Raw genomic sequence first — 24,219 nt, 5'->3', positions numbered from 1 at the left:
GCCCGGTTTCGCACACCAGCCGACATCGCAGCATTCCTCGCTTCCGGCCCCAACCAAAGCAAGATCAAGATGGTGAGTTAAAGATCTGCACGCCCCAGCACCCGGTACATCCTGCGCCGGTAGTCGGTGTGGTGGAGATCGGCGGGCTGGAGGTGGGCTGCCGAGCGGTTGTCCCAGACGGCGACGTCGCCGGGCTGCCAGTGATGCCGCACGGTGTATTCGGGACGGCTGAGGTGGGCGAAGAACAATCCGAGAATCCCGTCGCTCTCCCAGGGGAGCACTCCGGCAATGTGAGATACCGATGCCGGCGGGAGGAAGAGCGCCCTTTGCTTCGTCTCCGGGTGCACGCGCACCACCGGGTGAAGGGACAACAGCGTATCCCCGACGCGCTTTCGGATGATCTCCAGGTCCTCGTCGTCGGAGAACAGCAGCCGCACACCGGCGTGCAGCCCATGCTCGGCCCGCAGGCCGTCGGCCAACTGCCGCAAGGGGCTGGACATGCCTTCGTAAGCGGCGACGAGACTGGTCCACTGGGTGTCTCCGCCGCACTCCGTGGCCACTTCGCAGCTGAGCACCGAAATCGCCGGCGGATTCACGGCGGAGCCGACGTCCACATGCCAGCCGGAGTCATGGCGCAGCGACTTGCGGCGCAGCCGCTCCTCGAACTTGAGGCCGTGCCGCGTTCCTTTCGCATCCGGATCGACGATGAGGATCTCCGGGAACCCCTCCGGGTGCGTGCCGTGTTTCGCACCGGGCAGGCGGGTCACCTCGCCGAAACGACAGGCGAAAGTCACCTGGGCGGCATGGCTCAGGTTCTGCTCACGAAAGAAGATCACCTTGTGCCGGAGCAGGGCGGCCCGTATCTCCGTCATGATGCCGGGGTCATACCCGTCCATAGCCGTCAGATCCAGATCTCGGATCTCCGCCCCGATTCTTCCCGCGACGCCGCGCACATCGATCCTGGAGAACTCCTTGGCCACGGTATGCCCTCCTCGGCCGCGCCCGGCGCGGAGTCTCGGTGTCGTCCAGCGCGCCCGACGAGGGAAATCCAACAGCCGATCGGTTCGATTATCGGCAGCCGTGATGGGCCGTCAAGAAGGCGTCGCTTCATGACTTACCGATTCGGCCAGGTTCAGGCATGAACATCAGCAGTTCCCCTGTCCCGCATACCCCTGCCGCCCCTTGTGCCTCGCGCGGCAGACACTTCACGCTGTTTTCGGCCGAGTTCCCGGTCCGGCCGCCTCTTGAACGGGCGTCAAGCCCCCGTACACTGGCAGGCTATGCGCTATCTCTCCATGGGTAATTCGGGGTTACGGGTCTCCGCGGTCGGCTTGGGGTGCAGTGAATTGGGGAGATCCGTCGGGCTGGAGCAAGCGCGTACGGTGGTAGGCGCCGCGCTGGATTCCGGGATCACGTTTTTCGATACGGCTGATGTCTACGGAGACTCGGAATCCGTGCTCGGCGAATGCCTTCAGGGGCAGCGGGAGAATATCGTCCTGGCGACGAAGTTCGGACACCGGAAGATGGGGATGGGGTACGGACCGGCAGCCGGTGCCAAGGGCGGACGCGGTTACATCCGCCGCGCCGTCGAGGCGTCCCTCCGCCGCCTCCGTACGGACCGTATCGACCTCTATCAGATCCACACGCCCGACCCGCACACCCCCATAGAGGAGACGCTCGCCGCTCTCACCGAACTGGTCCGGGAAGGCAAGGTCCGGTATATCGGGAACTCCAATTTCGAGGGCTGGCGGATCGCCGAGGCCGCGTGTGCCGCCCGCTCCGGAGGGTTCGAGCCGTTCATTTCCGCGCAGAACCACTGGTCGCTGCTCGACCGTGGCGTCGAGCACGAAGTGGTCCCGGCCGCACGGCGTTTCGGGCTCGGAGTGCTGCCGTACTTCCCGCTGGCCAACGGCCTGCTGACGGGCAAGGTGCGGCGTGGCGAGGCCATCCCTGAGGGGAGCCGTATCGCGGAGAGCGCGTACCAGGTCACGGAGGCACGGCTCGACACCGTGGAGGCGTTGTGCGCCTGGGGCGTGAAGAACGGCCGCAGCCTCCTGGAGATCGCGATCGGCGGGCTCGCCGCGTTCCCCGGCTGCGGTTCGGTGATAGCGGGGGTGAAGAAGCCGGAACAGGTGAGGGCCAACGCGGCGGCGGGGGAGTGGGTTCCCACCGCCCAGGAGCTGAGGGAGATCCTGGAGCTGCTGTAGCGGCGTTCAGCGATCCGGAACCGCCGGCGGTCCGCGCCGTCGGCCGCGACGTGAGTGCGACGGCGACAGACTCGTAAGATGCCGCCGCCGCGCGCTCATGGGGACCCGTCCACGGCGGCAGCGGCCACCACCAGGTCCTGCCACGCCATGCCCGTGCCCTTGAACAGCCTCGGCCGCCCGGGCGCGACCTCTACGGCTCCGCGCACGAGCTCGGACAGATTGCCCGCGATCGCCTCGGGGCCGATGTCGCCCGAGCGCAGGGGGATCAGGATGTCGCCCGCCTCGCGCAGGGCCGCGCCGCGCGCCTCGACCACGACGGTGGCGCGGGCGACCAGGTCGCCGTCCACCTCGCGGGCCGTCGGCTCGTGCGACCCCATCGCCACGACGACCGCGTGGTCCGCGACCGCCGCGCCGGGGAACAGCGGCATCCGCGCCGTCGTGCAGCAGGCGACGACGTCGGCGGTCGCGACGTCCCGCGCTGGGACGGCCGCCGCGGACAGCCCCGCCGACCGGCAGCGCTCGACCAGTTCGGCCGCCTGCCGCGGCCGGCGCGCGACGACGCCGACCGAGGAGATGGGCCGTACGGCCCTGACCGCCTCCACATGGCCCCACGCCTGGGGCCCGGCTCCGAAGACGACGAGCCGTTCGGCGTCCGGGGCCGCCAGATGGTCCACGGCGACGGCGGAGACCGCTGGCGTCCGCAGCAGGGTCAGGGCGGAGCCGTCGATCAGGGCGGTCGGGCAGAGCGTGGCCGCGTCCATGAGGAGGTAGGAGGCGACGATGCGCGGCAGGCCGCGGGCGGGGTTGCCGGGCGCGACCGCCGCGATCTTCACCCCGACGTACGAGGACGAGGAGGCGGGCATCAGCAGCAGGTGGCCCGCCTCGACGTCGAGCACGGTGCGCGAAACGTCCGCCTCGGGGTCCAGCCCGGCGCGCAGGGCCCGGTCCAGCGCCTCGACCGCCCGCGGCATGGGCAGCCGGCGCGCCAGTTCATCGGCGTCGATCAGGGACAGTTTCGTGGGGTTCACGCGCTCAGTTCCTTCAGCACGTGTGAAGTCTTCTCCAGCGCCGCCGCCAACTGGGTCGGCTCCTGGCCGTAGGTGAACCGCAGGTGGTGCTCGGTTCCGAAGTGGATTCCGGCGCCGACCAGCACCTTGCCGCGGGCGTGCAGGGCCTCGGCGACGTCGGTGCTGGGCAGGTCCAGGCGGTACCGGACGAACGTCAGGGCGGTGGCCTGGGGCGGCACGACCGAGAGCAGCTGGTCGTGGGAGTCGATCCACTGCCGCATCAGGGTCCAGTTTTCGCGCAGGAAGCCGCGGTAGCGGCCGAGCAGCCGGGCGCGGGCCGCCGGTTCGAGCGCCAGCTCCGCCATCGCCATCGCCGTGCCGGCCGTGGAGAGGGTGGTGTACTCGTGCCGTCGCCGGAGCCGCGGCAGGAGCGTGGACGGCGCGATCAGCCAGCCGAGGCGCAGCCCCGGCATGCCGAACGCCTTGGAGAGGCTGCCGACGCATATGACGCGGTCGTAGTGCCCCCAGAAGGTGGGGCTGAGCTCGTCGGTGCCGAGTTCGGTGCCGCGGTGCACCTCGTCGGAGAGGATCCAGGCGCCGACCCGGTCGGCGACGGCGACGATCGCCCGTATCTCCTCCACGGTCAGGACGGTGCCGACCGGGTTGTTGGGGTTCGTCAGCACGATGGCCCGGGTGTCCGGGCGGACCGCGCGGGCCAGGGCGTCGATGTCGGGCCGCCAGCCGCGCTCCGGGTCCAGGGGGACGTCGTCGACGACGGCGCCCCGGTTCTGGGCCGCGCCCCAGATCTGCCGGTAGCCGGGCGACATCGTCACCACGTGGTCCCCGGGGCCGATGAGGGTGTCGACGGCGACCGTGTTGGCCTCGGCCGCGCCGACGGTGACGATGACCTCCGGCGCGTAGTCGCTGCTCCCGGCGTGCCACTGGGCGATCTGCGCGCGCAGCCGGTCCGTGCCGCACGTCGGCGGGTAGCTCAGCTCGCTGTCGAGGAGCCGGTTCAGCGCCTGTTCGCCGTCGACCAGCTCCCGCAGCCGGATCGGCCGGCAGCCGCTGTCGGACAGGTTGTACGTGGCGGCGGCGGTGACGCCCCGCCGCTGCTGCCACTCAAGGAGTTCGAACGGGATGAAGGTCATGGCTGTCCCCAACTGCTCGGTGGAATGGAGGCGGGAAGGGCGGGTTCTGGAGCGTCCGGGCGGCGGCGAGCTGAGCCGGGGTCAGCTCCAGCTCCCGGGCGGCGAGGGCCGGCTGCTGTACTTGGAGCCCGCCGCGGACCGGTCGTCGGAACTTCATCCGCCGTCCTCGGTATCGTCGGCCTCGCTCCGGGCGATGGGCGTGATCCGTACGCGGTTGTCGTGGAAGACCGCTCCGCCGCCCATGTCCGCGTCCCGTTCCTCGACGGTGGCGTTGGGGCCGGAGCCGCCGGTGAACTTGAGCCAGTGGCCCTTCTTCGCCATGGCGACCCCCGGGCGCACGACGTCGTCGATCCGGGCCAGGGCTTCGAAGGAGCCTCGTTCGTTGCTGATCCGCACGCGGTCGCCGGCCGCGATGCCGCTCGCCGCCGCGTCGAGCGGGTGCAGGACGACGTACGGCGGGCCGGCCCGGCGGAGCAGTTCGGGTTTGTTCCCGAAGACGGTGTTGAGGAAGAAGTGGTTCGCGACGGTGATGAGGACGAGGGGGAAGGCGCGCGCCCGTTCGGCGTCGCCGTTCTCGCGCGTCGGAACGTATCCGGCCACGGCGTCGTGGCCGTCCGCCCGGGCGGTCTCCGAGACGAACTCCAGCTTCCCCGAAGGGGTGGGGAAGCCGTCCGCGAAGGGCACGAACTCGGCCGGGTAGGAGAGCCGGGCCCACCCCTCGGTGCGCAGCGAGTCGACGGTGATGCCGCCCAGGGACGGGTGCGGGGAGTCGAGGAGTTCGGCCGCCAGCTCCTCGTCGCCGGTGTAGAGCGCCGGTTCCGTCAGCTCCATGGCCCGGGCCAGGCGGCGGAAGGTCTCGGTGGTGGACAGGCACTCGCCCGGCGGGGCGACCGCCGGTTCGTTCCACGCGATGTACAGGTGGCTGTAGCCGTCGTGCACGTCCAGGTGCTCGGTCTGCATGGTGGCGGGCAGCAGGATGTCGGCGTAGTCGGCGGTGTCGGTCTGGAAGTGGTCCATGACCACGGTGAAGAGGTCCTCGCGGGCGAGGCCGCGGCGGATGCGGTTCTGGTCGGGGGAGCTGGCCAGCGGGTTGGCGCCGTAGACGATCAGCGCTTCGACGGGCGGATCGTCCAGCTCCAGCAGCCCCTCGGCCAGCCGCGTCATGGACAGGGTGCGCACGGGGCGGCGCAACAGGTCGTCCCGGAAGAGGGCTTCGCGGTTGGCGCCGAAGTACCCGTCCGTCGAGTACAGCAGTCCGCCGCCGTACCGCTGCCAGTCCCCGGTGACGGCGGGCAGGCAGGCCAGGGTCCGCACGGCGGCGCCGCCGCCGGCGTGGCGCTGGAAGCCCTGCGACACCCGCATCGCGGTGGGTCTGCTGCGGGCGATGCGGCGGCCGAGCCGGACGATCTCCTCCTCGCTCACGCCCGTCTCCCGCGCCGTGCGCCCGGGGCCGAACTCCATGATCCGCTGCCGGAATTCCTCCCATCCCACGGTGTGGGCGGCCAGGTACTCCCGGTCCTCGGCGCCCTCCTGGAGCACGACGTGCAGCAGGCCCAGGGCGAGCGCGGCGTCCGAGCCCGGCAGGGGCGCGATGTGCTCGTCGGCCTGGGCCGCCGAACGGCTGCGGATCGGGTCGATGACGACGATGTGCGCGCCGTTCCCGCGGGCGCGTTGGAGCACCTTCCACAGATGGTGGTGGCTGGTGAGGGGGTCGCTGCCCCACAGCAGGACCAGCCGGGCGTGCGCCATGCTCTGCGGGTCGATCCCCGTACTGACGCCGAGGGTGTACCGGAGGCCCGCGAGGCCGGCGATGGAGCAGATCGTCATGTCGTGGCGCGAGGCGCCCAGGACGTTCCACAGCCGGCTGCCGGCGCGCCCCTGGAGCCCCTGGAGGAAACCGAGGGTGCCCGTGCCCTGGTACGGCCAGATCGCCTCGCCGCCGTAGCGCTCGATCGTGCCCTTCAGCCGCCGGGCGATCTCGTCGAGGGCGCTGTCCCAGCCGACGCGCTCGAACCGGCCTTCCCCCTTGCGGCCGACGCGCCGCATGGGGTGGAGCAGCCGGTCGGGGGCGCGCGTGTGCTCCAGGAACTGATTGACCTTCACGCAGAGAGTGCCCCGGGTATAGGGGTGGTCGGGGGTGCCGCGCAGCGCGACGGCTTCGCCGTCCCGGACGCTCACCTGCCAGCTACAGCCGTCCGGGCAGTCCAGGGGGCACGCCCCGGGGACCTGTGCGGTGTTCATGTGCCCCTCCTTTACGACGGCTCGCCGAACGCCGTGCTCCGCTGGGCCAGTTCGTCGAGCAGCGACCGTGAGAGCACTCCTGTCATCACCTCCTACGCGGTGCCCGTCGAGCTGATCCGGCCGTCCGGCGCCACGCTCACGCCGACCTCGCCGCCGGGCATGCGGACCGTCACATCGGGGCCGACGAGGCCGTGCGCGTGTGCGGCGGCCGCCGCCGCGCACGCGCCGCCGCCCGACGCGGGTACGGCGCCCGCTGCCCGTTCCCAGACCGCGATGTCCAGCGTGCGGCGGTCGCGGACGCGTACGAACTCCACGTTGGTGCCCGCGGGGTGGCGGGGATGCCAGGCCAGGGCGGGGCCCAGGCGCCGCACCAGCTCGTCGTCGACCGCGTCCCGGAAGACGACGGTGTGGGGCACGCCGAGGTGCAGGTCGGTGACGGTGACCTCGTCGTCCGGCCCCGCGCCTGCCAGCGGGACGGCGGTGGCCGTCGCCCCGCCGTCGGGGGTGAAGCGCGCCCGGCCCATGTCCACGCGCACCCGCCCGTCGGCGGCGTCCGTGATCCGGACCTGGGCGTCGCCGCCGGGCGTCCGTACGGTGAACGGCGTCCCCGTGCGCCACTCGGGTACGTAGCGCTCGCCGAGGTACAGCGCGAACATGCGCAGTCCGTTGCCGCTCATCCCGCACGCGCTGCCGTCCGCGTTGAAGATGCGCAGAGCGGCGGCGGCGCCGGGCCGGGGCTCGTTCAGCGGTCCGAGGAGCAGCCCGTCGGCGCCGACGCCGCGGTGCCGGTCGCAGAGCAGCCGGACGGCGGCGGGGGCGGGCTCCGTGCCCAGGTCCGTACCGCCGCCTCGGGGGTCGACGATCAGGTAGTCGTTGCCGAGCGCCTGGTACTTCACGACGTCGCCCATGGACCGGCCGTTGCCGCGGGTCAGTTCTGCGGGCCGTCGGAGAGGGCCGCCGCTTCGTACTCCTCGCCGTACCACCGGTTCTCCCAGGTGGAGTAGGCGACGATGACGATGTCCCGCTGGCCGGGGCCGCCGTCGGCCGAAGTGACGTCGGTGGCCTCGTGCTTGACCGCCTGGTCGTCCAGGAGGACGGCCTGCCCCGGCGCCAGCGTGCCCGTCCAGAACGGCGCGTCGCCGTCCGGCAGCCACAGCCGGGTCTCGCCCCCGGCGACGTTGTTCCGCCCCAGCACGGCGATCATGATGTATTCGTGCCCGTCGCTGTGGATGCCCTCCGGGGTGATCGGCGCGTCGTGCCCGCTCTCCGCCACGCTGCGGTTCTGGTGGATGTTGACCTGCCAGTCGTGGCCGCGGTCCAGGCCGAGCGCGTCCGCGCCGGCGGTGACCAGCCAGGTGAAGTCGACGGCGATCGGCTCGTACGGGCGGCGGACGCCGCCGGCCACGGTGTTGTACTTGGTGTAGGTGATGTAGTCGCGCTGCGGCAGCTTCTCGTAGCTCCAGCCGTGCTCGGTGCCTGGCTCCGGTGCCAGCCGGTACTGCGTGAACCGCTTGTGGCGCGTGCCGTTGCCCATGAACGGGTCGACCGGCAGATCGTTGTAGCTGTCCAGCGTCTCCGGCGTCGCCGGAGGCAGGTCGATGATCGAGAACCCCTGGGGGCCGACTGACATGGCGCTGACCTTTCCTGTCGGACCGGACGGTGAGTGGCGGCCTTTCCTGTCAGACCGGCCGGTGGGCGGCGAGTTCGGGCATGCGCTCGTCGAGGTAGCGGGCGGAGGAGTTGAGCCGCCACAGCGTGCCCCGGGCGATCGCCCGCCGCATGCGCTCGGAGGCGGCGGCGGGGACGACCACGTTGTGGAACCAGCCCGCCGCGTGCCGGGAGTCGATGGTGATGTGCAGCTTGTGGTAGACGATGCCGACGTCGGGCAGCCCGAGCCGTTCCCAGGCGTGCACGACGTGGACGAAGCGCTCGGGCGCCAGCCATTCGGTCATCCCGAGAAACCCGACGGCCTCCGGATAGAGATGCCGGTACCTGCACAGGAGAACGGCGAGGTTCCCCGACAGCAGGGCGTTGGCGGTGAGCGACCGTTCCAGTTCCCGGGCGGGAATATCGAAGACCCGGAAGATCTGGTTGAAGAGATGGGTGTGCACCTGTGCGGGGTCGCCGTTTCCCATCTCGTCCCAGAAGTTTTCGGCGATCTCCATCTTCGCGTCACCGCTGGTGCCGACCTGCATCATGGCGAGAAGATCGTCGAATCGGCCGTCGACGACCGATTCCTGGATCACGTAGTTTCGCAGATCGTCCGTCGTGGCCCGGTCGCGAATGAACTCTCGATAATAGGCGTGCTTGTACACGCGGTGTTCACGCGCGGACTTCTTCAGCCAGGACAGGTACGCGGCCGGTTCGGCGGGCGCCGCGTCGAGCGCGCCCGGCTCCAGCGCGGCGTCCTCGGCGGCCGCGGTGGCCCGCTCCAGCAGGCGAAGCACCTCGTGGACGAAGGTGGAGCCCTCGGCGGTCGGCCCCTCGGGGAGCTGGATGGAGAGCCCGTAGATACGGGAGAGCAGCAGCTGCTGACCGTAGAACGCCGCCGGATCGCCGGCCGCCGCCCGTGCGTTGAGATCGCTGACGGCGGCGCGCAGCGCCGCCTGTTCCGCGCCGGTCACCGATGCGTCGAGATCTTCCGCCGGGCGTTCCAGCAGCGCGGAGACTTCCTCCACCACCGGATATGCGTCGACGCCCGGCTTTTGATCGAGTAAATGAGCTTCTGTGTTCATGCCGACTCCTGCCATAGATCGGCGCCTCATGCCGGTGGCATGGCCTCCTGAGAAACGCTAGTGCCCTACAGCCTCAGGACCTATATAACATCAGGAGATTGGCCGAAAGGCAACGGGCAGTGGGCCACAAGGACCCACTGCCCGCACGCATTACCGCGCCTTTACGATCATTCCCGCGATCAACGACGGGTGAGCGCGATCATTCCCGCGATCATTTTCGTGTGCCCGCGATCTTTCCGCGATCTTTCCGCGACCTTTTTCGCGATCATTATCGCGGGCGTTTCCGGGATCATTCCTCGGTCCGCGCCGACGGACGCGGGGCGGGCCGCTCACGGCTCCGCTCCGGGCCAGGACCCCCTCGGGAACTCGGCTGCCCGGACCCCTCGCGAACCGCGAGGAAGAGCACGGCGAAGAGCAGCAGCGCCGTGCCGCCGAGGACGATCGCGTTCAGCCGCTCGCCGAAGGCCAGGACGCCGATGGCCGCCGCGGCGAGCGGATCGACCAGAGCAATCACGGAGGCCGTGGTCGCCCGGACCACCCGGAGGCCGACGAAGAGCAGGATGTACGCCAACGCCGTCGGCACCGCCCCCAGATAGAGGATCAGGCCGAGAGCCAGCCCCGGCCGGTCCATGCCGGGCGCCAACCCCTCCCACAGCGCCATCGGCAGGAGGCAGACCATGCCCACGGTGAAGCCGGGCACCGTGGACTCGAACACGCCGCCGGGGTTGTTCCGCCCGAAGGAGCGGCCCAGCAGGGTCACTCCCGCGTAGCCGACGGCGGAGAGCATCGCGTATCCGATGCCCAGCAGGGGGTCGGGGCCGGTGCGCCCGTCGGCTCCCCCCATCAGCAGCGCCAGGCCGGCGACGCCGCACACCACCGCGGCGGCTCCGGCCGCGCCGGTGCGCTCGCCCAGGGTCAGCCGGGCGCCGACCGCCACCAGCACGGGGCCCGAGCCCAGGGTCGCCACCGTGCCGACGGCCAGTCCGGCCTGCTGCACGGAGGCGAAGTAGGCGGTCTGGGCCAACGCCATCCCGAGGCCCGTGATCAGGGCCCGCCGCGGGTTCGCCGCGTACAGCGCGCGCAGCGGGGGCACGGTCCCGGGCCGCCGGGCCCGCCAGACGGCGTGGGCCGCCAGGAGCAGCCCGAGTCCGGCGAGGAACCGCCAGAAGGTGACGGCGACGGGGCCGATCCCGCCGACGCCGTACATTGCGGTGGCCACGGCGCCGCCGGTGCCCCAGGCCGTGGCCGCGATCGCGACGTAGAGAGCGCCCCGCCACACGGGCAGGGCGGAAGAGGACTGCAAAAGAGGTCTCCTCGGTCGATTGCCTGCACGAAGTCTTCGTGGGCAACCCGCGCAGCCACCCCGGCACTCGGGGTGGCTGCGTGACTGCCCGCCTCAGGCGGCGGGCGGGGGAGACATCAACAGCGGAAGCATGCGGGCACCCTATCCGGCGGCGGGGCGGGTGTCTTGGGGATGCGTGTATCCGGTCCGGATACGGCCGGTTGACGGCGCCTGGGACGGGGTACCGGCGCCGCGTGCGCCGACAGCGCGGACGTCCCGTCCCGAGGCCGGGCGGGGTCCGGCCGCGGCGTCAGCCGACCTCGGCGGGCCGCGGGCCCGCCACGTCGGCCGGGGCCGCATCCCGCGGCGTGGTGCGGTTGAGGAAGACCGTGAGCAGGGCGCCGATGATGTAGCACGCGCCGAACACCCACATCGTGCCCTCGACGCCGATCGGCGTCAGGCAGAGGCCGACCAGCGCCGGGCCCGCCGCCGTGCCGAGGCCCGCGCCGAGGTTCAGCCCGGCCATGGCCGCGCCCGTACGGCGCGGGGCGATCTGCGGCATCAGCGCGGACATCGGGGAGAACCCGGCCAGGCAGGCGCAGAACAGGCTGCCGATGAGCAGGGACAGCCAGAAGCTGTGCGTCGCGGTCGGGACGTAGTAGAAGGCGACCGTGGTGATGGCGCACCCCACGCAGCCCATCCAGCGGAGTACGGGGGTGACTCCGTACTTGTCGCTCCAGTACCCGGCGAGCAGGTTGAACCCCAGGTTCACCAGGTACATCACGGAGTAGATGGTGAGCCAGTCGCCCAGCGCGAACCCGAGGGTCTTGGTGAAGTAGACCGGCAGGAAGACCGGGAAGCCGAACTGTGAGACGCCGTTGATGACGCGGACCAGCCCCGCCACGGCCACCCTCGGCTCCTGCCAGAGCACGGAGACGCCCTTGACCAGGCCGCGCAGCGGGTTCTCCTCCGGGCGGGCGATCGGGCGGTCCCCGCCGGGCGCGCGGACCCGCATCCCGATGGCCGCGCCGATCGCGATCACCAGCAGGGCCGCCCACAGCGTGGATCGCGGGCCGATGAGGGCGATGCTCTCCTTGGCGATCAGCGGGCTCAGCGTGGAGAAGCCGGCGATGTAGGCGAACCAGAACCAGCCCACGGCCACGCCCAGTTTCTCCGGGCGCGCCGTCCGTACGACCCACATCAGGAACCCGTACGCGAACAGCGGATACCCGAATCCGCGCAGCCCGTAGCAGATGAGCAGCGCCGCCCCGGAGTGCTGCGTCACCCCGAAGGTGACGAACAGGACGTGGAAGACCACCCACACCGCGACGCCCACCGCCATGAGGCGGCGCGGGCCGAAGACGTCCGAGAGGGCGGCGGCCATCCACGCGGACACCCCCGCGGTCACGCCGTAGAGCGTGAACATCAGCGCCACTTGGTGGGAGGGGAAGCCCTGGTCGTTGAGGAACGCGGACAGGTAGCCCTGTTCGACGCCGTCTCCGATCATGAAGAACGCCAGAGCCAGATACCCCGCTGCCAGACTTCGCGGAATGCCGATCCTGTCGAGGATGTTGCTGTGTTCGCTTGCGTCCGGCATCGCTCCACCTTCCGTGTTTCTACGAGCGATCAGTAGCGGTGGCTGTCATCAGTCGGGCAGTCAGGCCAGGTCGGGTCGGGTCGGGAGTGGGTGGTCGCGGCCGCTACTCGACATAGGCGGCGTCGTGGAAGCGGATCTCCGCGGCGAGGACCTTCCCGAAGACCGTGACCAGGTCCGACGCGGTCTCCGGCAGGATCTCCAGGGCGTCGATTTCGGCTTCCAGGAACCGCACCTGCGTGGTGAAGGGCTCTACGGTGTGCAGGTGGACCCAGTCCGCGACCTCGGCACGCGCGGAGGGCGAGCGGACGGCCTCGCCGCACCAGTTCTCGTACAGCGACTCCGCCGCGTACATGCACGTCACGATGGCCGGGTAGCCGAGGGCGTCGGCCGCGTCGAGGACCTCCTCGGTCAGCACCGACGCCTGCTCCTGGGCGCGCGGTCCGACCTCCGGCACGCCGGTGGTCTCCAGCGCCCGGTTGAAGTAGTCGTACTGGTCCGTCACGAGGGCGTGCAGCGTACGGGCGTGCCCGGCCAGCGCCGCGGCGCTCGGCGCCTCGCGCACGGCCGCGCCCGCCAGCCGGGCCGCGGTGTCCACGAACTCCCGCTCGAACAGCAGGTACCGGGCGAAGACGGTGTCGCCGACGGTGTCGTCGGTGACCTCACGTACGAACCGCATGGTGCGCGCCTGGTCCCATACGTCCGCGTTCCGCTCCTTGAGGGCCGCGCTGAGGGGGCCGGGCGGTGCCGACCGCGCATGTGTGTGCCGCTCTTGCATAAGGGGGTACCTCCGCTGTCGCTGCCGGGCGTCGCCGGTGTGGGAGAGGGGTCCGGCGGCCGGGCCGGAGGCGGCCCGCCGCGTCGGCGCGGTCTCCCCGGCCGGTGCTGTCACGGCCGGAAGGGAGTCATCGCCGTCGATGAGAACCCGTCGTTCTGTCGGGGCCGGCGGCTGCTGCGGCGCAGCCGCCGGCGAGGCCGGCGGGCCGTCCCCGTGCCAGGCCTCGTGGGCTGCCGGGGAGGGCGGTGGTGCCGTGCGGCCCACCAGCGGTTCAGCTGTCGATCGTGCCGCTGATCACGGCAGTTGGTAGCCCGCGCGCTCGGCGTGCCGGGTGAACGCCCGGACCTTCGCCTGGTCGACCCGGCCCCACCAGCGGCCGTTCTCCTTCAGCGAGGAGGCCACGATGGCGCCGTGGCACAGGGACAGCAGCCGTTCGGCGTTGTTCTCGGTCATGCCTGAGCCGATGATCACCGGCAGCGAGGTGGCGTCCATGATGCCCCGGACCTCGGTCTCGGCGGCCTCGTCGCCGGTGCGGCCACCGGTCGCGATGAGCACGTCCGCGTCGAAGAACTCGTTGTCCTCCGTCTGCTCGGCCAGGCTCCGGTCGGCGATGATGGAGTGCGAACCGTGCTTGACGTGCACGTCCGCGAACACCTTGAGCTGCTCGGCGCGGAGCGTCGCCCGGTACCGGGTGGCGGCGGGGGCCAGTCCCTCCATGAAGCCCTCGTTGGCCACGTAGGCGTTGGCCCACTGGTTGACGCGGACGAAGGACGACTGGGCGGCCTGGGCGGTGGCTATCGAGCAGTGCGCGCCGTTGGCCAGGACGTTGACGCCGACCGGCAGGCCCGTCTTCTCGCGCACGTGGTCGCCGATCACGGCCAGGTTCGCCGCGGTCTCGAAGCCCTGGTCCTCCGGCTTGGGGAAGGGCAGGTCCCAGGCGTTCTCCACGATCAGGCCGTGGACTCCGCCCTGCTGGTACGCCTTCGCCTCCTCGACGGCGAACTTGACGATGTCCGCGATGGACTCGCCGCGGTAGTGCGGGCTGCCGGGGAGCGGCGGGCAGTGCACGACGCCGATGACGACGCGCTCGGTGCCGAAGATCGAGGTCAGCGCCGACTCCTTGGGCGGGAAGACGCCTACCGTTCGCTCGCCTGCGGTGCTGTCGACGGGGTTGTTCATGATGTCCTTTCCATTGCGCCAGGTGCGGACCCGATGGCCGGGCCGGCCAGTCCCACCTGGTTCGAGAATTCGAAGCAGCTGGTGTATCCGGCGGTGACCAGCCGGGACCAGTGATCGAAGGCCTGTTCGGGGGTGGGGAAGAGCCAGATCTCCACCTCGGAGAAGTCGCTCTGCCCCCGGACGTGGTACGCGCCGACCCGTTGTCCGCCCAGCCGCTCGGAGGCGTCGCGCTCCTTCTGGAACGCCGCCTCGTGCCGGGCCCGGATGTCGGGTTCGAGCTCGAACCACGTGGTACGGGGGAGGGAGTAGTGCAGCCAGAGGGTGTTGTTCGTGTCGCTCATGTCATGTCCTCCGCAAGGCGTCTTCGAGCCGCGTGCGACGGCCGATGTAGTGGCGGGACGTCGTGAACTTGAAGTCCGCCACCCGGGTGTGCTCCCGCATCGCCGTCTGCACCATGGCGACGCTCGGCACCCGCCACACCCCGACGTGGTCCCACTCGCTCGCGCCGTCCAGACGGTGCCGGCCGGCGATGGCGGCTCCGGCCGCCACGTCCGCGGCGAACGCGACGTCGCACTCCAGGTCGTACTCGCGCCGCTGCTGGGCGGAGGCGGCCTGCCAGGCGCTGTTCCACTTCCAGAGCGCGAAGAACGCCCAGTCGTCCTCGGGCCGGGACGCGGGGCCGACCACCGGCAGGAACTCCCGCGGCCCGATGAGCCATTCGGTGCGCAGCGCACGCGCCCAGCCCGCCTCTTCGAGGGCGAGCGTCCCGCGCAGGGCGGCCGACGGGGTGGGGGCCTCGAACATGCCGACGAAGTCGACGTCATGGGAGAACCCGGTGGCGTACACGGTGGGAGCGTCCGCCGTCTCGTGCCCGGTCCCGTCGCCCGCGAGGACGCGGTCGACGGAGAGCCGCCAGCCCTCGGCCTTGAGGGCGTCGAGCCGCTTCATGACCGGCCGCAGGGCGCTGTCGGGGTCTTCGTCGAACGGGGCGCGCAGCCGGGCCAGGAACAGGACGGCGCACCGCTGCCCCGGAGCCGCCTCGAAGACGTCCGTCTCCTCACTCAGCAGCGTCATACGAACCTCCGGGGGATGCGGGCCCGGCCTGCGGCTGTGCGGTCGACGGGGTCGGGGAGGGCGGGGGCGTGCCGGTGGGCCGGCGCAGCTCCGTCAGCTCGGCACGCGTGGCGTACGACAGGTGGCCGCCGAGCCCCGAGCAGCTGTGGGAGGCCGCCGCCACCGCGTAGCGGAGGGCGTCGAGCGGGTCGCCGGAGTCGAGCATCATGCCGACGAACGACCCGGCGAGGCAGTCGCCCGCACCCGTCGTGTCGACCACGGGAGCCGCGCCGGGCGCGACCGGGACGGTGACCTCCGCGGCCCCCGGCGTGCACCAGCGGGCGCCGTGCGAGCCGTCGGTGAACACCACCGAGCGGGCGCCGAGGCCGAAGAGCACCGTGATCGCGTCGGGCCCGATGGCGCGTGCGGCGTGCGTGTTGCAGAACACCGTGGCGGCGCCGTCGATATGGTCCGCGAGCGTCTCGATGCCGTCGGGGAACGTCGCCGGCTCCAGGTCGATCGACCACGGAACGCCGCTCTCGGCGCACCGGGCGATGACGGCTCGCGCGGCGACGGGGTCGTAGACCGCGGTATGCAGCCAGCCCGCGTCGGCGAGGGAGAGCTCCCGGCAGACGGACTCGGAGGGGTACATGCGGACGCCGGGCACGAGGATGAGGTGCTTCTCGCCGTCCTCGGCGATGGTGATGACGGCCCGGCTGGAGGGGCCCTGCGACACCTCGGGCCGGAAGTCCACGCCGAGGCCGCGCGCCTGCTCGGCGCTCTCGCGGCCGGCCATGTCCGTTCCCACGGAGCTGACCAGCGCGGTCGGCGTACCGGTGAGGGAGCAGGCGACGGCCGCGTTGGTCACCACGCCCCCGACCGAGTCGGTGAGGTAGTCGCTGACCACCTTCTCGTCGGCGGCGGGCAGGGAGCCCACGCGGAGTGTGGTGTCGAACACCGTGTCCCCGACGAAGACCGCGGTCTTGGCCTTGCGGGTTGTGTTGTTCGCTGCGCTGTTCGGAGGTGGGGCGTTGTTCATGGGCGAGTGAGCTCGATTCGGAAGCGGTATCTGTCGGCCCGGTAGGTGATCACCACGTACTCCAGGGGTACGGCGGCGGCCGAGAGCGAGCGGCGGCGCGCGATCAGGATCGGAGCGCCCTTGGCGACGGCCAGCCGCTGCGCCAGCTGCGCGTCGGCGACGCCGCCCTCGATGTACTCCTCGCCCGAGCTGATCCGCGTACCGGTGGTGCGCTCGATCCACTGGTAGAGCGAGGAGTCCCGCAGCGCCGCCTCGGGCGGCGGCGTCGCGGGGTCGACGGCCAGCGGCGACAGCCACGAGACGCTGGAGGCGATGGGCTCGTCGTCGGCGAGCAGCACCCGGTCCACGCAGACCGCGTCGTCGCCCTCGGTCAGCCCCAGCTCCTTGGCGACCTGCGCGGGAGCGGGCAGCACGGAGACGGCGACCAGCCGGTAGCCCGGCGCCAGGCCGCGGGCCCGCATGTCGTCCGAGAACGAGGACAGCAGGTTGAGCGGCTGCTCGACCTTGGGCGGCAGCACGATCGTGCCCTTTCCGGACCGCCGGCTGACCAGTTGGTCGCCCTCCAGCTCGTTCAGGGCGCTGCGGGCGGTGGTCCGGCTGATGCCGAAGCGCCGGGTGAGCAGCGTTTCGGACGGCAGCGCGTCACCGGCGGTGAACTCGCCGTCGGCGATGGCCGACCGCAGCAGTTCGGCGATCTGATGCCACTTCGGTACGGGGCCGTCCACCAGGTCTTCGTCATCCCAAGCCATGCCGAAAGTATCCGAACGTCATGACGTTTGGTCAACGGGTCCACTCCGTCAACTTTGGGTGCATCGGTGATCGCTCAGCGTTGCCACCCGTACCCCGTTGACGTTCTCGACGAAGCGCGCTTACGGTGCAGCACCACGGCCCGGATCCGCCGCTCAGCGAGGGCGCGACCGACGGGCGACCGGCGCGACGGCGGCCTCGGCTCCGCCGTCGGCCGGGTGTTTCAGGACCGCACGTCGCCGCCTGGTCCCGCGCTGTCCCGACCCGCCCACGAGGCGGTCGGCCGGCGCGGTTCGACGGGCTGCCGGGCGGCGGTTCCACAGCGAATGGGGTGCCCTTCTTTCATGATCGTCTTCTGCGGGTACGGCAACAGCGACCTCACGGTGAACGTGCCCGTCCTCCCCGGCGCGGGGGACCGGGTGCAGGCGCTCGGCATCGAACGCCACGACGGCGGGATGGGCGCGAACGCGGCGGCGGCAGCGGCGCGGATGGGCGCCGACGCCAGATTCGCCGGGGTGGTCGGGCCCGACGCGCTGAGCACCGCCTTCCTGGACGGACTCGGCGCCGACGGCGTGGATGTGGCGTGGACCTCGCGCCGGGGCCGCCTCACCACCGCGGTCATCCTCGTCACCCCGGACGGCGAGCGCTCCATCATCAGCGAGGACGACGACGTCACCGAGAGCCACGTGGCGGAGGTGGTGCGGCGCTGCACCGCGGCCGGCGGCGGCTGGCTCTACCTCGACGGATACCGCTTCCCCTGGGCGGCGGCCCTGCTGGACGGGGCGACGGGCGTACGTACCGTCGTCGACCTGGACGGCTGCGAGAGCGCCGAGGCGGCGCGGGCCGCCCTGTCGGCGGCGGAACACGCGATCATCGGCGCTTCGCAGGCCGAACACCTCCTCGGCCCCGACCTCGCCGCCGCCGCGGTGTCCCACCGCACCCATCTCCTGGTCACCGACGGCGCCCGCGGCTGGCGGCTGCACACGCCGGCCGGCGACACACGGGCCGGAGCCGCCATCGACATACAGGTCCGCGACGCCACCGGCGCGGGCGACTGCTTCGTCGGCTCCTACCTCGCCGAACTGGAACGCGGCGCCGAACCGGCCGCCGCCGCGAGCTTCGCCGCCGTCGCCGCGGGCCTGTCCTGTACGGGCCCCGGCGCCAGGGAGAGCCAGCCGGACCGGGACGCGGTCGCGGCGTACCTCGCCCGCGGCGCATAGGCCCGCGGGCGGCGCACCGGGCCGGAGCGGTGCGCCCCGGCCCGGCGCGGTGCCGCTAATGGAACATGCGGTCACCGCTGTCGGCCATGCGGTGGGTGCCGCTGTGCCGGTTCACCCAGTCGCGGATGAGGGCGATGGAGTTGGCGCACTGCCAGCTGTTGTCGTAGTCGCGCACACCGGTGAAGGCGCCGTAGCCCGCGATGATGCCGTCCACCCGCGCGTCGCCCAGCAGCTTGTCGACGTACCACGGGTCGTTGTAGGTGGTCGTCCAGGACAGCGTGGCCGCGAGCTGTCCGGCGGAACGCTCGGCGGCGCCCTTCTTCAGTTCCGCGCACGTGTTCCAGGTGGCTTCCGTGCAGTTGCCGAACCCGTTGGCGATATTGGTGTCGCCGTAGTCCATCACCCGGCGGCCCTTCGGGAATCCGGCGCCCAGCCGGTTGAACGTGTCCCGGACCTTGTCGCGGGACCCGGTCGTCGTGATGCCCTCCAGCGGGCCGAGCTTGCCCTCCAGGCTCTTCCAGCCCCGGCCGCCGACGTCCGGGGTGCTGCCGCCGTGGTATTCGAGGAAGCCGTAGAGCACCTGGATGCCGGCGGCCGTCAACCGCTGCGCCTTGTCGCGCAGTCCGGCGACGCTACAGGCGCGGTTCGGCTGTTCTCCGCAGTAGTTCGGGTCCTTGATGTCCAGCCAGACCAGCGACAGCCGGTGTCCCGCCTTGGCGTGGGAGAGGATGCGGTCGATCATGCTGTCGAAGCTGGGGCCGTACCGGTTGTCACCGGCCGAGGAGCAGTCGTGCCACGCGCGCCATTCGTTCGGATTCCACCAGGCGCAGGTGTCGATCTCGATGGCGTTGGCGCCGTGGGCGATGGCGGCGTCCACGCCGCCCAGGGTGTCGACGCGGTGCGCGATGGCATAGATCGCCTGCCGCTGGTCGGCCGCCGACGCCGGGCTCGTGCCGAGGGCGCTCGCGCCGATGATTCCGCACAGCGCCGCCAACAGCGCCAGTACTCTCCGGGGGCGGGCGCCATGTCGAAGGTGAGTGTTCAAGAAGGCACTCCTTCAAGCTGCTGAGACGTGACGGCGACGAGCCGTCCATCGATCGCGAAAATATAGCGCCCGAAGTGGTAAGAGTGATCGATCCTCGGTCCGTTCTAACGGCCAAATGGCCATTTCATGGCGCGAGTTGCGCCAGGTCCGCGCCCGTCACCAGTGCGCCCAGGCACTGGTGACGGGCGCGACCGCGTCACCTCGTCAGGACTCGGGAAGCTCCGCCCGTACCGTACGGGCGGCGGCGACCAGGTTCTCCAGCGCGGCTCGGGTCTCGGGCCAGCCGCGGGTCTTGAGGCCGCAGTCGGGGTTGACCCACAGGCGCTGGGCGGGGATGGCCGCCAGGCCCTTGCGGAGCAGGGCGGCGGCCTCCTCGACGGAGGGGACGCGCGGGGAGTGGATGTCGTAGACGCCGGGGCCGGCCTCGCGCGGGTAGCCGTGCGCGGCGAGTTCGCGGGCGACCTGCATGTGGGAGCGGGCCGCCTCCAGGCTGATGACGTCGGCGTCGAGGTCGTCGATGGCCTGGACGATGTCGCCGAACTCGGCGTAGCACATGTGCGTGTGGATCTGGGTGGCCGGGCGCACGCCGCTGGTGGTGAGGCGGAAGGACTCGGTGGCCCAGGCCAAGTAGGCGGGGCGGTCGGCGGCGCGCAGCGGGAGCGTCTCGCGGAGGGCGGGCTCGTCGACCTGGATGACCGAAGTGCCCGCGGCCTCCAGGTCGTCGACCTCGTCGCGCAGGGCGAGCGCCACCTGCCGGGCGGTGTCGCCGAGCGGCTGGTCGTCGCGGACGAAGGACCAGGCGAGCATGGTCACCGGGCCGGTGAGCATGCCCTTGACCGGCCGGTCGGTGAGCGAGTTCGCGTACGAGGTCCAGCGCACCGTCATCGGCTCCGGCCGCGAGATGTCGCCGGCGAGGACCGGCGGCCGGACGTAGCGGGTGCCGTAGGACTGCACCCAGCCGTGCTGGGTGGCGAGGTAGCCGGTCAGCTGCTCGGCGAAGTACTGCACCATGTCGTTGCGTTCGGGCTCGCCGTGCACCAGGACGTCGATGCCCGTGCGCTCCTGGAAGGCGAGGACCTCGCGGATCTCGTCCTTGATGCGCTCCTCGTAGCCGGCCGCGTCGATGCGGCCGGCGCGCAGGTCGGCGCGGGCGGCGCGCAATTCGCCGGTCTGCGGGAACGAACCGATCGTGGTGGTCGGCAGCAGCGGCAGGCCGAGGTGGGCGCGCTGGGCCGCGGTGCGCTGTTCGTACGGCGCCGAGCGGCGGCCGTCCGCGTCGGTGACGGCGGCGGCGCGGGCCCGTACGGCCGGGTCCCGGGTGATCGGGGAGTTCGCGCGGGAGGCCAGGTCGGCCCGGTTGGCGGCGATCTCGGTGGCGATCGTGTCCGTGCCCTGCGCGAGGCCGCGGGCGAGCGTGACGATCTCCGCCGTCTTCTGCCGGGCGAAGGCCAGCCAGCGCAGGATCTGCGGGTCGATGTCGCGCTCGGCGGCCGCGTCGATCGGTACGTGCAGGAGCGAGCAGGAGGCGGCCACGTCGACGCGGTCGGCGAGGCCGAGCAGGGTGGCGAGGGTGGACAGGGACTTCTCGAAGTCGTTGATCCAGATGTTGCGGCCGTTGACGACGCCCGCGACCAGGCGCTTGCCCGGCAGCCCGCCGACGGCGGCGAGGGCGTCCAGGTTGGCGGCGGCGGCCTCGGTGAAGTCGAGGGCGAGGCCGTCGACGGGGGCCTTGGCGAGGACGGGGAGCGCCTCGCCGAGCCGGTCGAAGTAGGAGGCGACGAGGAGCTTGGGCCGGCCGGTGAGCGTGCCCAGGTCGCGGTAGGCGCGGGCGGCGGCGTTCAGTTCGGCGGGCGTGCGGTCCTGGGCCAGGGCGGGCTCGTCGAGCTGCACCCACTCGGCGCCGGCCGCGCGCAGGTCGGCGAGGATCTCGGCGTAGACGGGGAGCAGCCGGTCGAGGAGGGTGAGCGGTTCGAAGTCGGCGGCGACGCCCGGGGCGGGCTTGGCCAGCAGGAGGTACGTGACGGGGCCGACGAGGACGGGGCGCGCGGTGTGGCCGAGGGCGCGGGCCTCGGTCAGCTCGGCGAGCTGCTTGGCGGAGTCGGCCGCGAAGACCGTGTCCGGGCCCAGCTCCGGCACCAGGTAGTGGTAGTTGGTGTCGAACCACTTGGTCATCTCAAGGGGCGCCACGTCCTGGTTGCCGCGCGCCATGGCGAAGTAGCCGTCGAGCGGGTCGGCGTCGACGGCGGCGCGGTGCCGGGCGGGGACGGCGCCGACCATGACGCTGGTGTCCAGGACGTGGTCGTAGTACGAGAAGTCACCGGTCGGCATCTCGTGGACGCCGGCGTCGGCCAACTCCCCCCAGTTCGCCCGGCGCAGCTGCTGGGCGGTCTCCTTCAGGGCGTCGGCGTCGACGCGGCCCTTCCAGTAGCCCTCGATGGCCTTCTTCAGTTCGCGGTTCGCGCCCTGGCGGGGGTAGCCGTACACGGTGGCCCGTGCTGCCGCGGCTGCGGACTTCGCTGTCACGGAAATCTCCTTCGCGAGATGACTCCTTGAGAATCCCGGCGGCGGGACACGGACGCGAAGGCGACGGACCAGGCGGACTCGCGCCGAGCGCGGTGCTCCACCTGGTATGCACGCCGACCCGCCCACGAGGTCACCGGGATTTCCGTACGCAATCGGTCGCGTACGGGCAACGGGCAGGTCTTCGGACTCGCGGGCACACCTGCCGAGGCAGATTCCTACTGGCCGTCGCTTCCCGGACCCATGGCCGGATCCAGTGCGTATGACGGCGGTCGTTCCCGCTCACCGCTGCGGGGCAGTCCCGGATTCCCACCGGGTTCCCTCTTGCGACGCGCCTGCCTGGCGGGCAGGGCGAACCAGCTGCACGGGTCAGCCTAGAGGTCAGGGGGTTTTCTGGGCACCGCTGTTCACATCCCGGAACGTGATGTGGGACACGGGGCGCACCGCCGCGCGGGAGCCGGGCGCCGGAGGGGGGTGGACTTACTAGGACGTCCAACTATATCTTCGTGGCACAAGGTCCGCGGTGCAGGGAAGCCGGTGTGAATCCGGCACGGTCCCGCCACTGTGACCGGGGAGTGTGCTGCCGTCCACACGTCACTGGCGAGGTCTGCCGGGAAGACGGGCGGCGCGCTGAGATCCGGGAGTCAGGATACCGGCCGCGGAATGTTCCGTGTTGTTGTCCACGAGGATGGAGCAGACACGCATGGCACCGGTTTGTACCCACGACCCTGGTGATCCGGCGGAGCGCACCCGACCCACCCCGCGCTCGTAGACCTTCGCGGCCCCTCGGCGGTCCCGACCCCCGCCCGGCGGCCCGACGCTCGCTGTCCCGCGGCCCGCGGCGGCGGCGCACCCACCCGTGCGCCCGCCGCCCGCCCGCCGCGCCGTCCCCGGATCTCCCCTGACGAGAGCAGGCACCCATGGTCCGCGAACTCACCCACTTCATCGGCGGCAAGCACACCGCCGGCACGTCCGGCCTCTACGGCGACGTGTACGACCCCAACACCGGTACGGTCCAGGCCCGCGTCCCCCTCGCGGGCCGCGCCGACACCGAGGCGGCCATCGCCGACGCGGTCACCGCGCAGCAGGAGTGGGGCGAGTGGAACCCGCAGCGCCGCGCCCGCGTCCTGCTGCGCTTCCTCCAACTCGTCGAGGGCGAGCGCGACTCCCTGGCCCGGCTGCTGTCGGCCGAGCACGGCAAGACCGTGGCCGACGCGCACGGCGACCTCCAGCGCGGTCTGGAGGTCGTCGAGTTCGCCGCCGGAATCCCGCACCTCCTCAAGGGCGAGTTCACGGACAACGCGGGCACCGGCATCGACGTGCACTCGCTGCGCGCCCCGATCGGCGTGACCGCCGGGATCACCCCCTTCAACTTCCCCGCCATGATCCCGCTGTGGAAGGCCGCACCCGCCCTCGCCTGCGGAAACGCGTTCATCCTCAAGCCCTCCGAGCGCGACCCGTCCGTACCGCTGCGGCTGGCCGAACTGTTCCTGGAGGCCGGTCTGCCGCCCGGCGTGCTGAACGTCGTCAACGGCGGCAAGGAGGCCGTCGACACCCTCCTGGAGGACCCGCGGGTCGGCGCGCTCGGATTCGTCGGCTCCACCCCCATCGCCGCGCACATCTACGCCACCGCCGCCGCCCACGGCAAGCGCGCCCAGTGCTTCGGCGGCGCCAAGAACCACATGATCGTGATGCCGGACGCCGACCTCGACCAGGCCGTCGACGCGCTCATCGGCGCCGGTTACGGGTCCGCCGGCGAGCGGTGCATGGCGATCTCGGTGGCCGTACCGGTCGGCGAGGAGACGGCCGACCGGCTGGTCGCCGCCCTCAAGGAACGCATCGGCACGCTGCGCATCGGCCGCAGCGACGACCCGGAGGCCGACTTCGGCCCGCTGGTGAGCAGGGACGCCCTCGACCGGGTCCGCCGGTATGTGGACATCGGCGTCAATGAGGGCGCCGAACTCGTCGCCGACGGCCGCGGCTTCACCCTGCCCGGCCACGAGAACGGGTTCTTCGCGGGCGCGTCCCTCTTCGACCGGGTCACCCCGCGGATGCGGATCTACCGCGAGGAGATCTTCGGCCCCGTCCTGTGCGTCGCACGCGCCGCCGACTACGAGGAAGCCCTCCGGCTGCCCAGCGAGCACCCGTACGGCAACGGAGTCTCCATCTTCACCAGGGACGGCGACACCGCCCGCGACTTCAGCCGCCGCGTGAACACCGGCATGATCGGCGTCAACGTGCCCATCCCGGTCCCCGTCGCCTACCACACCTTCGGCGGCTGGAAGCGCTCCGGCTTCGGCGACCTCAACCAGCACGGCCCCGACGCCATCCGCTTCTACACCCGCACCAAGACCGTCACCTCGCGCTGGCCCTCGGGCGCCAAGGAAGGCGCGAGCTTCACCCTCCCCACCATGGGATGAG

20 protein-coding genes and 2 riboswitches are annotated in these 24,219 nt (G+C 71.6%); of the genes, 3 read left to right on the top strand and 17 right to left on the bottom strand.

Annotated elements, in window-relative coordinates; translation table 11 throughout:
- Positions 1-77: 77 nt before the first annotated feature.
- A complete protein-coding gene (locus tag AB0I22_RS28220; protein WP_363133748.1) occupies positions 78-980 on the bottom strand; it encodes a TauD/TfdA family dioxygenase in 903 nt (300 codons plus the stop codon).
- Between the two features lie 300 nt (positions 981-1,280).
- On the opposite strand from AB0I22_RS28220, the gene AB0I22_RS28215 reads away from it, so the two are divergent.
- Positions 1,281-2,207 (top strand): aldo/keto reductase, encoded by a 927-nt coding sequence (locus tag AB0I22_RS28215; RefSeq protein WP_363133747.1) that lies wholly within the window; start codon positions 1,281-1,283, stop codon positions 2,205-2,207.
- A gap of 95 nt (positions 2,208-2,302) precedes the next feature.
- Here the strand turns inward: AB0I22_RS28215 and AB0I22_RS28210 are convergent, their stop codons facing one another.
- The 14 genes from AB0I22_RS28210 to AB0I22_RS28145 all read right to left on the bottom strand — a co-directional run bounded on the left by AB0I22_RS28210 (position 2,303) and on the right by AB0I22_RS28145 (position 17,015).
- Positions 2,303-3,235 carry an ornithine cyclodeaminase family protein gene (locus tag AB0I22_RS28210; RefSeq protein ID WP_363133746.1) on the bottom strand — a complete coding sequence of 311 codons (933 nt, stop codon included), beginning with the start codon at positions 3,233-3,235 and terminating at the stop codon, positions 2,303-2,305.
- Positions 3,232-4,365 carry an aminotransferase class I/II-fold pyridoxal phosphate-dependent enzyme gene (locus AB0I22_RS28205; RefSeq protein WP_363133745.1) on the bottom strand — a complete coding sequence of 378 codons (1,134 nt, stop codon included), beginning with the start codon at positions 4,363-4,365 and terminating at the stop codon, positions 3,232-3,234. The genes AB0I22_RS28210 and AB0I22_RS28205 overlap by 4 nt, the downstream gene beginning before the upstream one ends.
- Before the next feature lie 153 nt (positions 4,366-4,518).
- A complete protein-coding gene (locus AB0I22_RS28200; protein WP_363133744.1) occupies positions 4,519-6,606 on the bottom strand; it encodes a molybdopterin-dependent oxidoreductase in 2,088 nt (695 codons plus the stop codon).
- Between the two features lie 92 nt (positions 6,607-6,698).
- The gene (gene dapF / locus AB0I22_RS28195; RefSeq protein ID WP_363133743.1) at positions 6,699-7,514 is read right to left on the bottom strand and encodes a diaminopimelate epimerase; all 816 of its coding nucleotides are present in this window, start codon (positions 7,512-7,514) and stop codon (positions 6,699-6,701) included.
- A 20-nt stretch (positions 7,515-7,534) separates the two neighbouring features.
- Complete coding sequence (locus AB0I22_RS28190; protein ID WP_363133742.1) at positions 7,535-8,236, bottom strand: 2OG-Fe dioxygenase family protein; 702 nt, start codon at positions 8,234-8,236, stop codon at positions 7,535-7,537.
- 49 nt (positions 8,237-8,285) lie between these two features.
- On the bottom strand, positions 8,286-9,341 hold the full coding sequence (locus AB0I22_RS28185) for an iron-containing redox enzyme family protein (protein ID WP_363133741.1): 1,056 nt from the start codon (positions 9,339-9,341) through the stop codon (positions 8,286-8,288).
- A gap of 289 nt (positions 9,342-9,630) precedes the next feature.
- Positions 9,631-10,644, bottom strand: a complete 1,014-nt coding sequence (locus AB0I22_RS28180) for a DMT family transporter (RefSeq protein ID WP_363133740.1) — start codon at positions 10,642-10,644, stop codon at positions 9,631-9,633.
- A gap of 289 nt (positions 10,645-10,933) precedes the next feature.
- Positions 10,934-12,220 (bottom strand): MFS transporter, encoded by a 1,287-nt coding sequence (locus AB0I22_RS28175; RefSeq protein ID WP_363133738.1) that lies wholly within the window; start codon positions 12,218-12,220, stop codon positions 10,934-10,936.
- Between the two features lie 103 nt (positions 12,221-12,323).
- Positions 12,324-12,995, bottom strand: a complete 672-nt coding sequence (locus AB0I22_RS28170; protein ID WP_363133736.1) for a TenA family protein — start codon at positions 12,993-12,995, stop codon at positions 12,324-12,326.
- 294 nt (positions 12,996-13,289) lie between these two features.
- Positions 13,290-14,174 carry a BtpA/SgcQ family protein gene (locus tag AB0I22_RS28165; RefSeq protein ID WP_363133735.1) on the bottom strand — a complete coding sequence of 295 codons (885 nt, stop codon included), beginning with the start codon at positions 14,172-14,174 and terminating at the stop codon, positions 13,290-13,292.
- On the bottom strand, positions 14,171-14,515 hold the full coding sequence (locus AB0I22_RS28160) for a hypothetical protein (RefSeq protein WP_363133734.1): 345 nt from the start codon (positions 14,513-14,515) through the stop codon (positions 14,171-14,173). The genes AB0I22_RS28165 and AB0I22_RS28160 overlap by 4 nt, the downstream gene beginning before the upstream one ends.
- A 1-nt stretch (position 14,516) precedes the next feature.
- Positions 14,517-15,248, bottom strand: coding sequence for a hypothetical protein (locus AB0I22_RS28155; RefSeq protein ID WP_363133733.1), 732 nt, complete (start codon positions 15,246-15,248; stop codon positions 14,517-14,519).
- Positions 15,232-16,266 carry a carbohydrate kinase family protein gene (locus AB0I22_RS28150; RefSeq protein ID WP_363133732.1) on the bottom strand — a complete coding sequence of 345 codons (1,035 nt, stop codon included), beginning with the start codon at positions 16,264-16,266 and terminating at the stop codon, positions 15,232-15,234. Before AB0I22_RS28150 ends, AB0I22_RS28155 begins: the two co-directional genes overlap by 17 nt.
- Positions 16,263-17,015, bottom strand: coding sequence for a GntR family transcriptional regulator (locus AB0I22_RS28145; protein ID WP_363133731.1), 753 nt, complete (start codon positions 17,013-17,015; stop codon positions 16,263-16,265). The genes AB0I22_RS28150 and AB0I22_RS28145 overlap by 4 nt, the downstream gene beginning before the upstream one ends.
- A gap of 342 nt (positions 17,016-17,357) precedes the next feature.
- Here AB0I22_RS28145 and AB0I22_RS28140 point away from each other — a divergent pair, with 342 nt between their 5' ends.
- Positions 17,358-18,233, top strand: a complete 876-nt coding sequence (locus AB0I22_RS28140; protein ID WP_363133730.1) for a carbohydrate kinase family protein — start codon at positions 17,358-17,360, stop codon at positions 18,231-18,233.
- Between the two features lie 55 nt (positions 18,234-18,288).
- On the opposite strand, the gene AB0I22_RS28135 is transcribed toward AB0I22_RS28140, so the two are convergent.
- Both AB0I22_RS28135 and metE read right to left on the bottom strand, forming a co-directional pair.
- Entirely contained in the window at positions 18,289-19,278 is a 990-nt protein-coding gene (locus tag AB0I22_RS28135) for a phospholipase (RefSeq protein WP_363133729.1), read from the bottom strand.
- 204 nt (positions 19,279-19,482) lie between these two features.
- Entirely contained in the window at positions 19,483-21,801 is a 2,319-nt protein-coding gene (gene metE, locus AB0I22_RS28130) for a 5-methyltetrahydropteroyltriglutamate--homocysteine S-methyltransferase (protein WP_363133728.1), read from the bottom strand.
- Between the two features lie 154 nt (positions 21,802-21,955).
- Positions 21,956-22,174, bottom strand: a riboswitch (cobalamin riboswitch).
- A 114-nt stretch (positions 22,175-22,288) separates the two neighbouring features.
- Positions 22,289-22,474: riboswitch (cobalamin riboswitch) on the top strand.
- Positions 22,475-22,718: 244 nt separating this feature from the next.
- Here metE and AB0I22_RS28125 point away from each other — a divergent pair.
- The gene (locus AB0I22_RS28125; protein WP_363133727.1) at positions 22,719-24,218 is read left to right on the top strand and encodes a CoA-acylating methylmalonate-semialdehyde dehydrogenase; all 1,500 of its coding nucleotides are present in this window, start codon (positions 22,719-22,721) and stop codon (positions 24,216-24,218) included.
- The last annotated feature ends 1 nt before the right edge of the window (position 24,219 follow it).

Origin of the sequence: Streptomyces sp. NPDC050610, from assembly GCF_040654875.1 — a bacterium.
In the GTDB taxonomy this organism is placed as follows: Bacteria; Actinomycetota; Actinomycetes; order Streptomycetales; family Streptomycetaceae; genus Streptomyces.
This window is presented reverse-complemented; position numbering and strand designations above follow the sequence as displayed.

What these genes read in the sequence shown, in the direction of transcription:
- AB0I22_RS28215 (WP_363133747.1), top strand. Translation starts at nt 1,281, where the DNA reads ATGCGCTATCTCTCCATGGGTAATTCGGGGTTACGGGTCTCCGCGGTC.
- AB0I22_RS28205 (WP_363133745.1), bottom strand. Translation starts at nt 4,365, where the DNA reads ATGACCTTCATCCCGTTCGAACTCCTTGAGTGGCAGCAGCGGCGGGGC.
- AB0I22_RS28200 (WP_363133744.1), bottom strand. Translation starts at nt 6,606, where the DNA reads ATGAACACCGCACAGGTCCCCGGGGCGTGCCCCCTGGACTGCCCGGAC.
- dapF (WP_363133743.1), bottom strand. Translation starts at nt 7,514, where the DNA reads ATGGGCGACGTCGTGAAGTACCAGGCGCTCGGCAACGACTACCTGATC.
- AB0I22_RS28190 (WP_363133742.1), bottom strand. Translation starts at nt 8,236, where the DNA reads ATGTCAGTCGGCCCCCAGGGGTTCTCGATCATCGACCTGCCTCCGGCG.
- AB0I22_RS28185 (WP_363133741.1), bottom strand. Translation starts at nt 9,341, where the DNA reads ATGAACACAGAAGCTCATTTACTCGATCAAAAGCCGGGCGTCGACGCA.
- AB0I22_RS28175 (WP_363133738.1), bottom strand. Translation starts at nt 12,220, where the DNA reads ATGCCGGACGCAAGCGAACACAGCAACATCCTCGACAGGATCGGCATT.
- AB0I22_RS28170 (WP_363133736.1), bottom strand. Translation starts at nt 12,995, where the DNA reads ATGCAAGAGCGGCACACACATGCGCGGTCGGCACCGCCCGGCCCCCTC.
- AB0I22_RS28165 (WP_363133735.1), bottom strand. Translation starts at nt 14,174, where the DNA reads ATGAACAACCCCGTCGACAGCACCGCAGGCGAGCGAACGGTAGGCGTC.
- AB0I22_RS28160 (WP_363133734.1), bottom strand. Translation starts at nt 14,515, where the DNA reads ATGAGCGACACGAACAACACCCTCTGGCTGCACTACTCCCTCCCCCGT.
- AB0I22_RS28155 (WP_363133733.1), bottom strand. Translation starts at nt 15,248, where the DNA reads ATGACGCTGCTGAGTGAGGAGACGGACGTCTTCGAGGCGGCTCCGGGG.
- AB0I22_RS28150 (WP_363133732.1), bottom strand. Translation starts at nt 16,266, where the DNA reads ATGAACAACGCCCCACCTCCGAACAGCGCAGCGAACAACACAACCCGC.
- AB0I22_RS28145 (WP_363133731.1), bottom strand. Translation starts at nt 17,015, where the DNA reads ATGGCTTGGGATGACGAAGACCTGGTGGACGGCCCCGTACCGAAGTGG.
- AB0I22_RS28140 (WP_363133730.1), top strand. Translation starts at nt 17,358, where the DNA reads ATGATCGTCTTCTGCGGGTACGGCAACAGCGACCTCACGGTGAACGTG.
- AB0I22_RS28125 (WP_363133727.1), top strand. Translation starts at nt 22,719, where the DNA reads ATGGTCCGCGAACTCACCCACTTCATCGGCGGCAAGCACACCGCCGGC.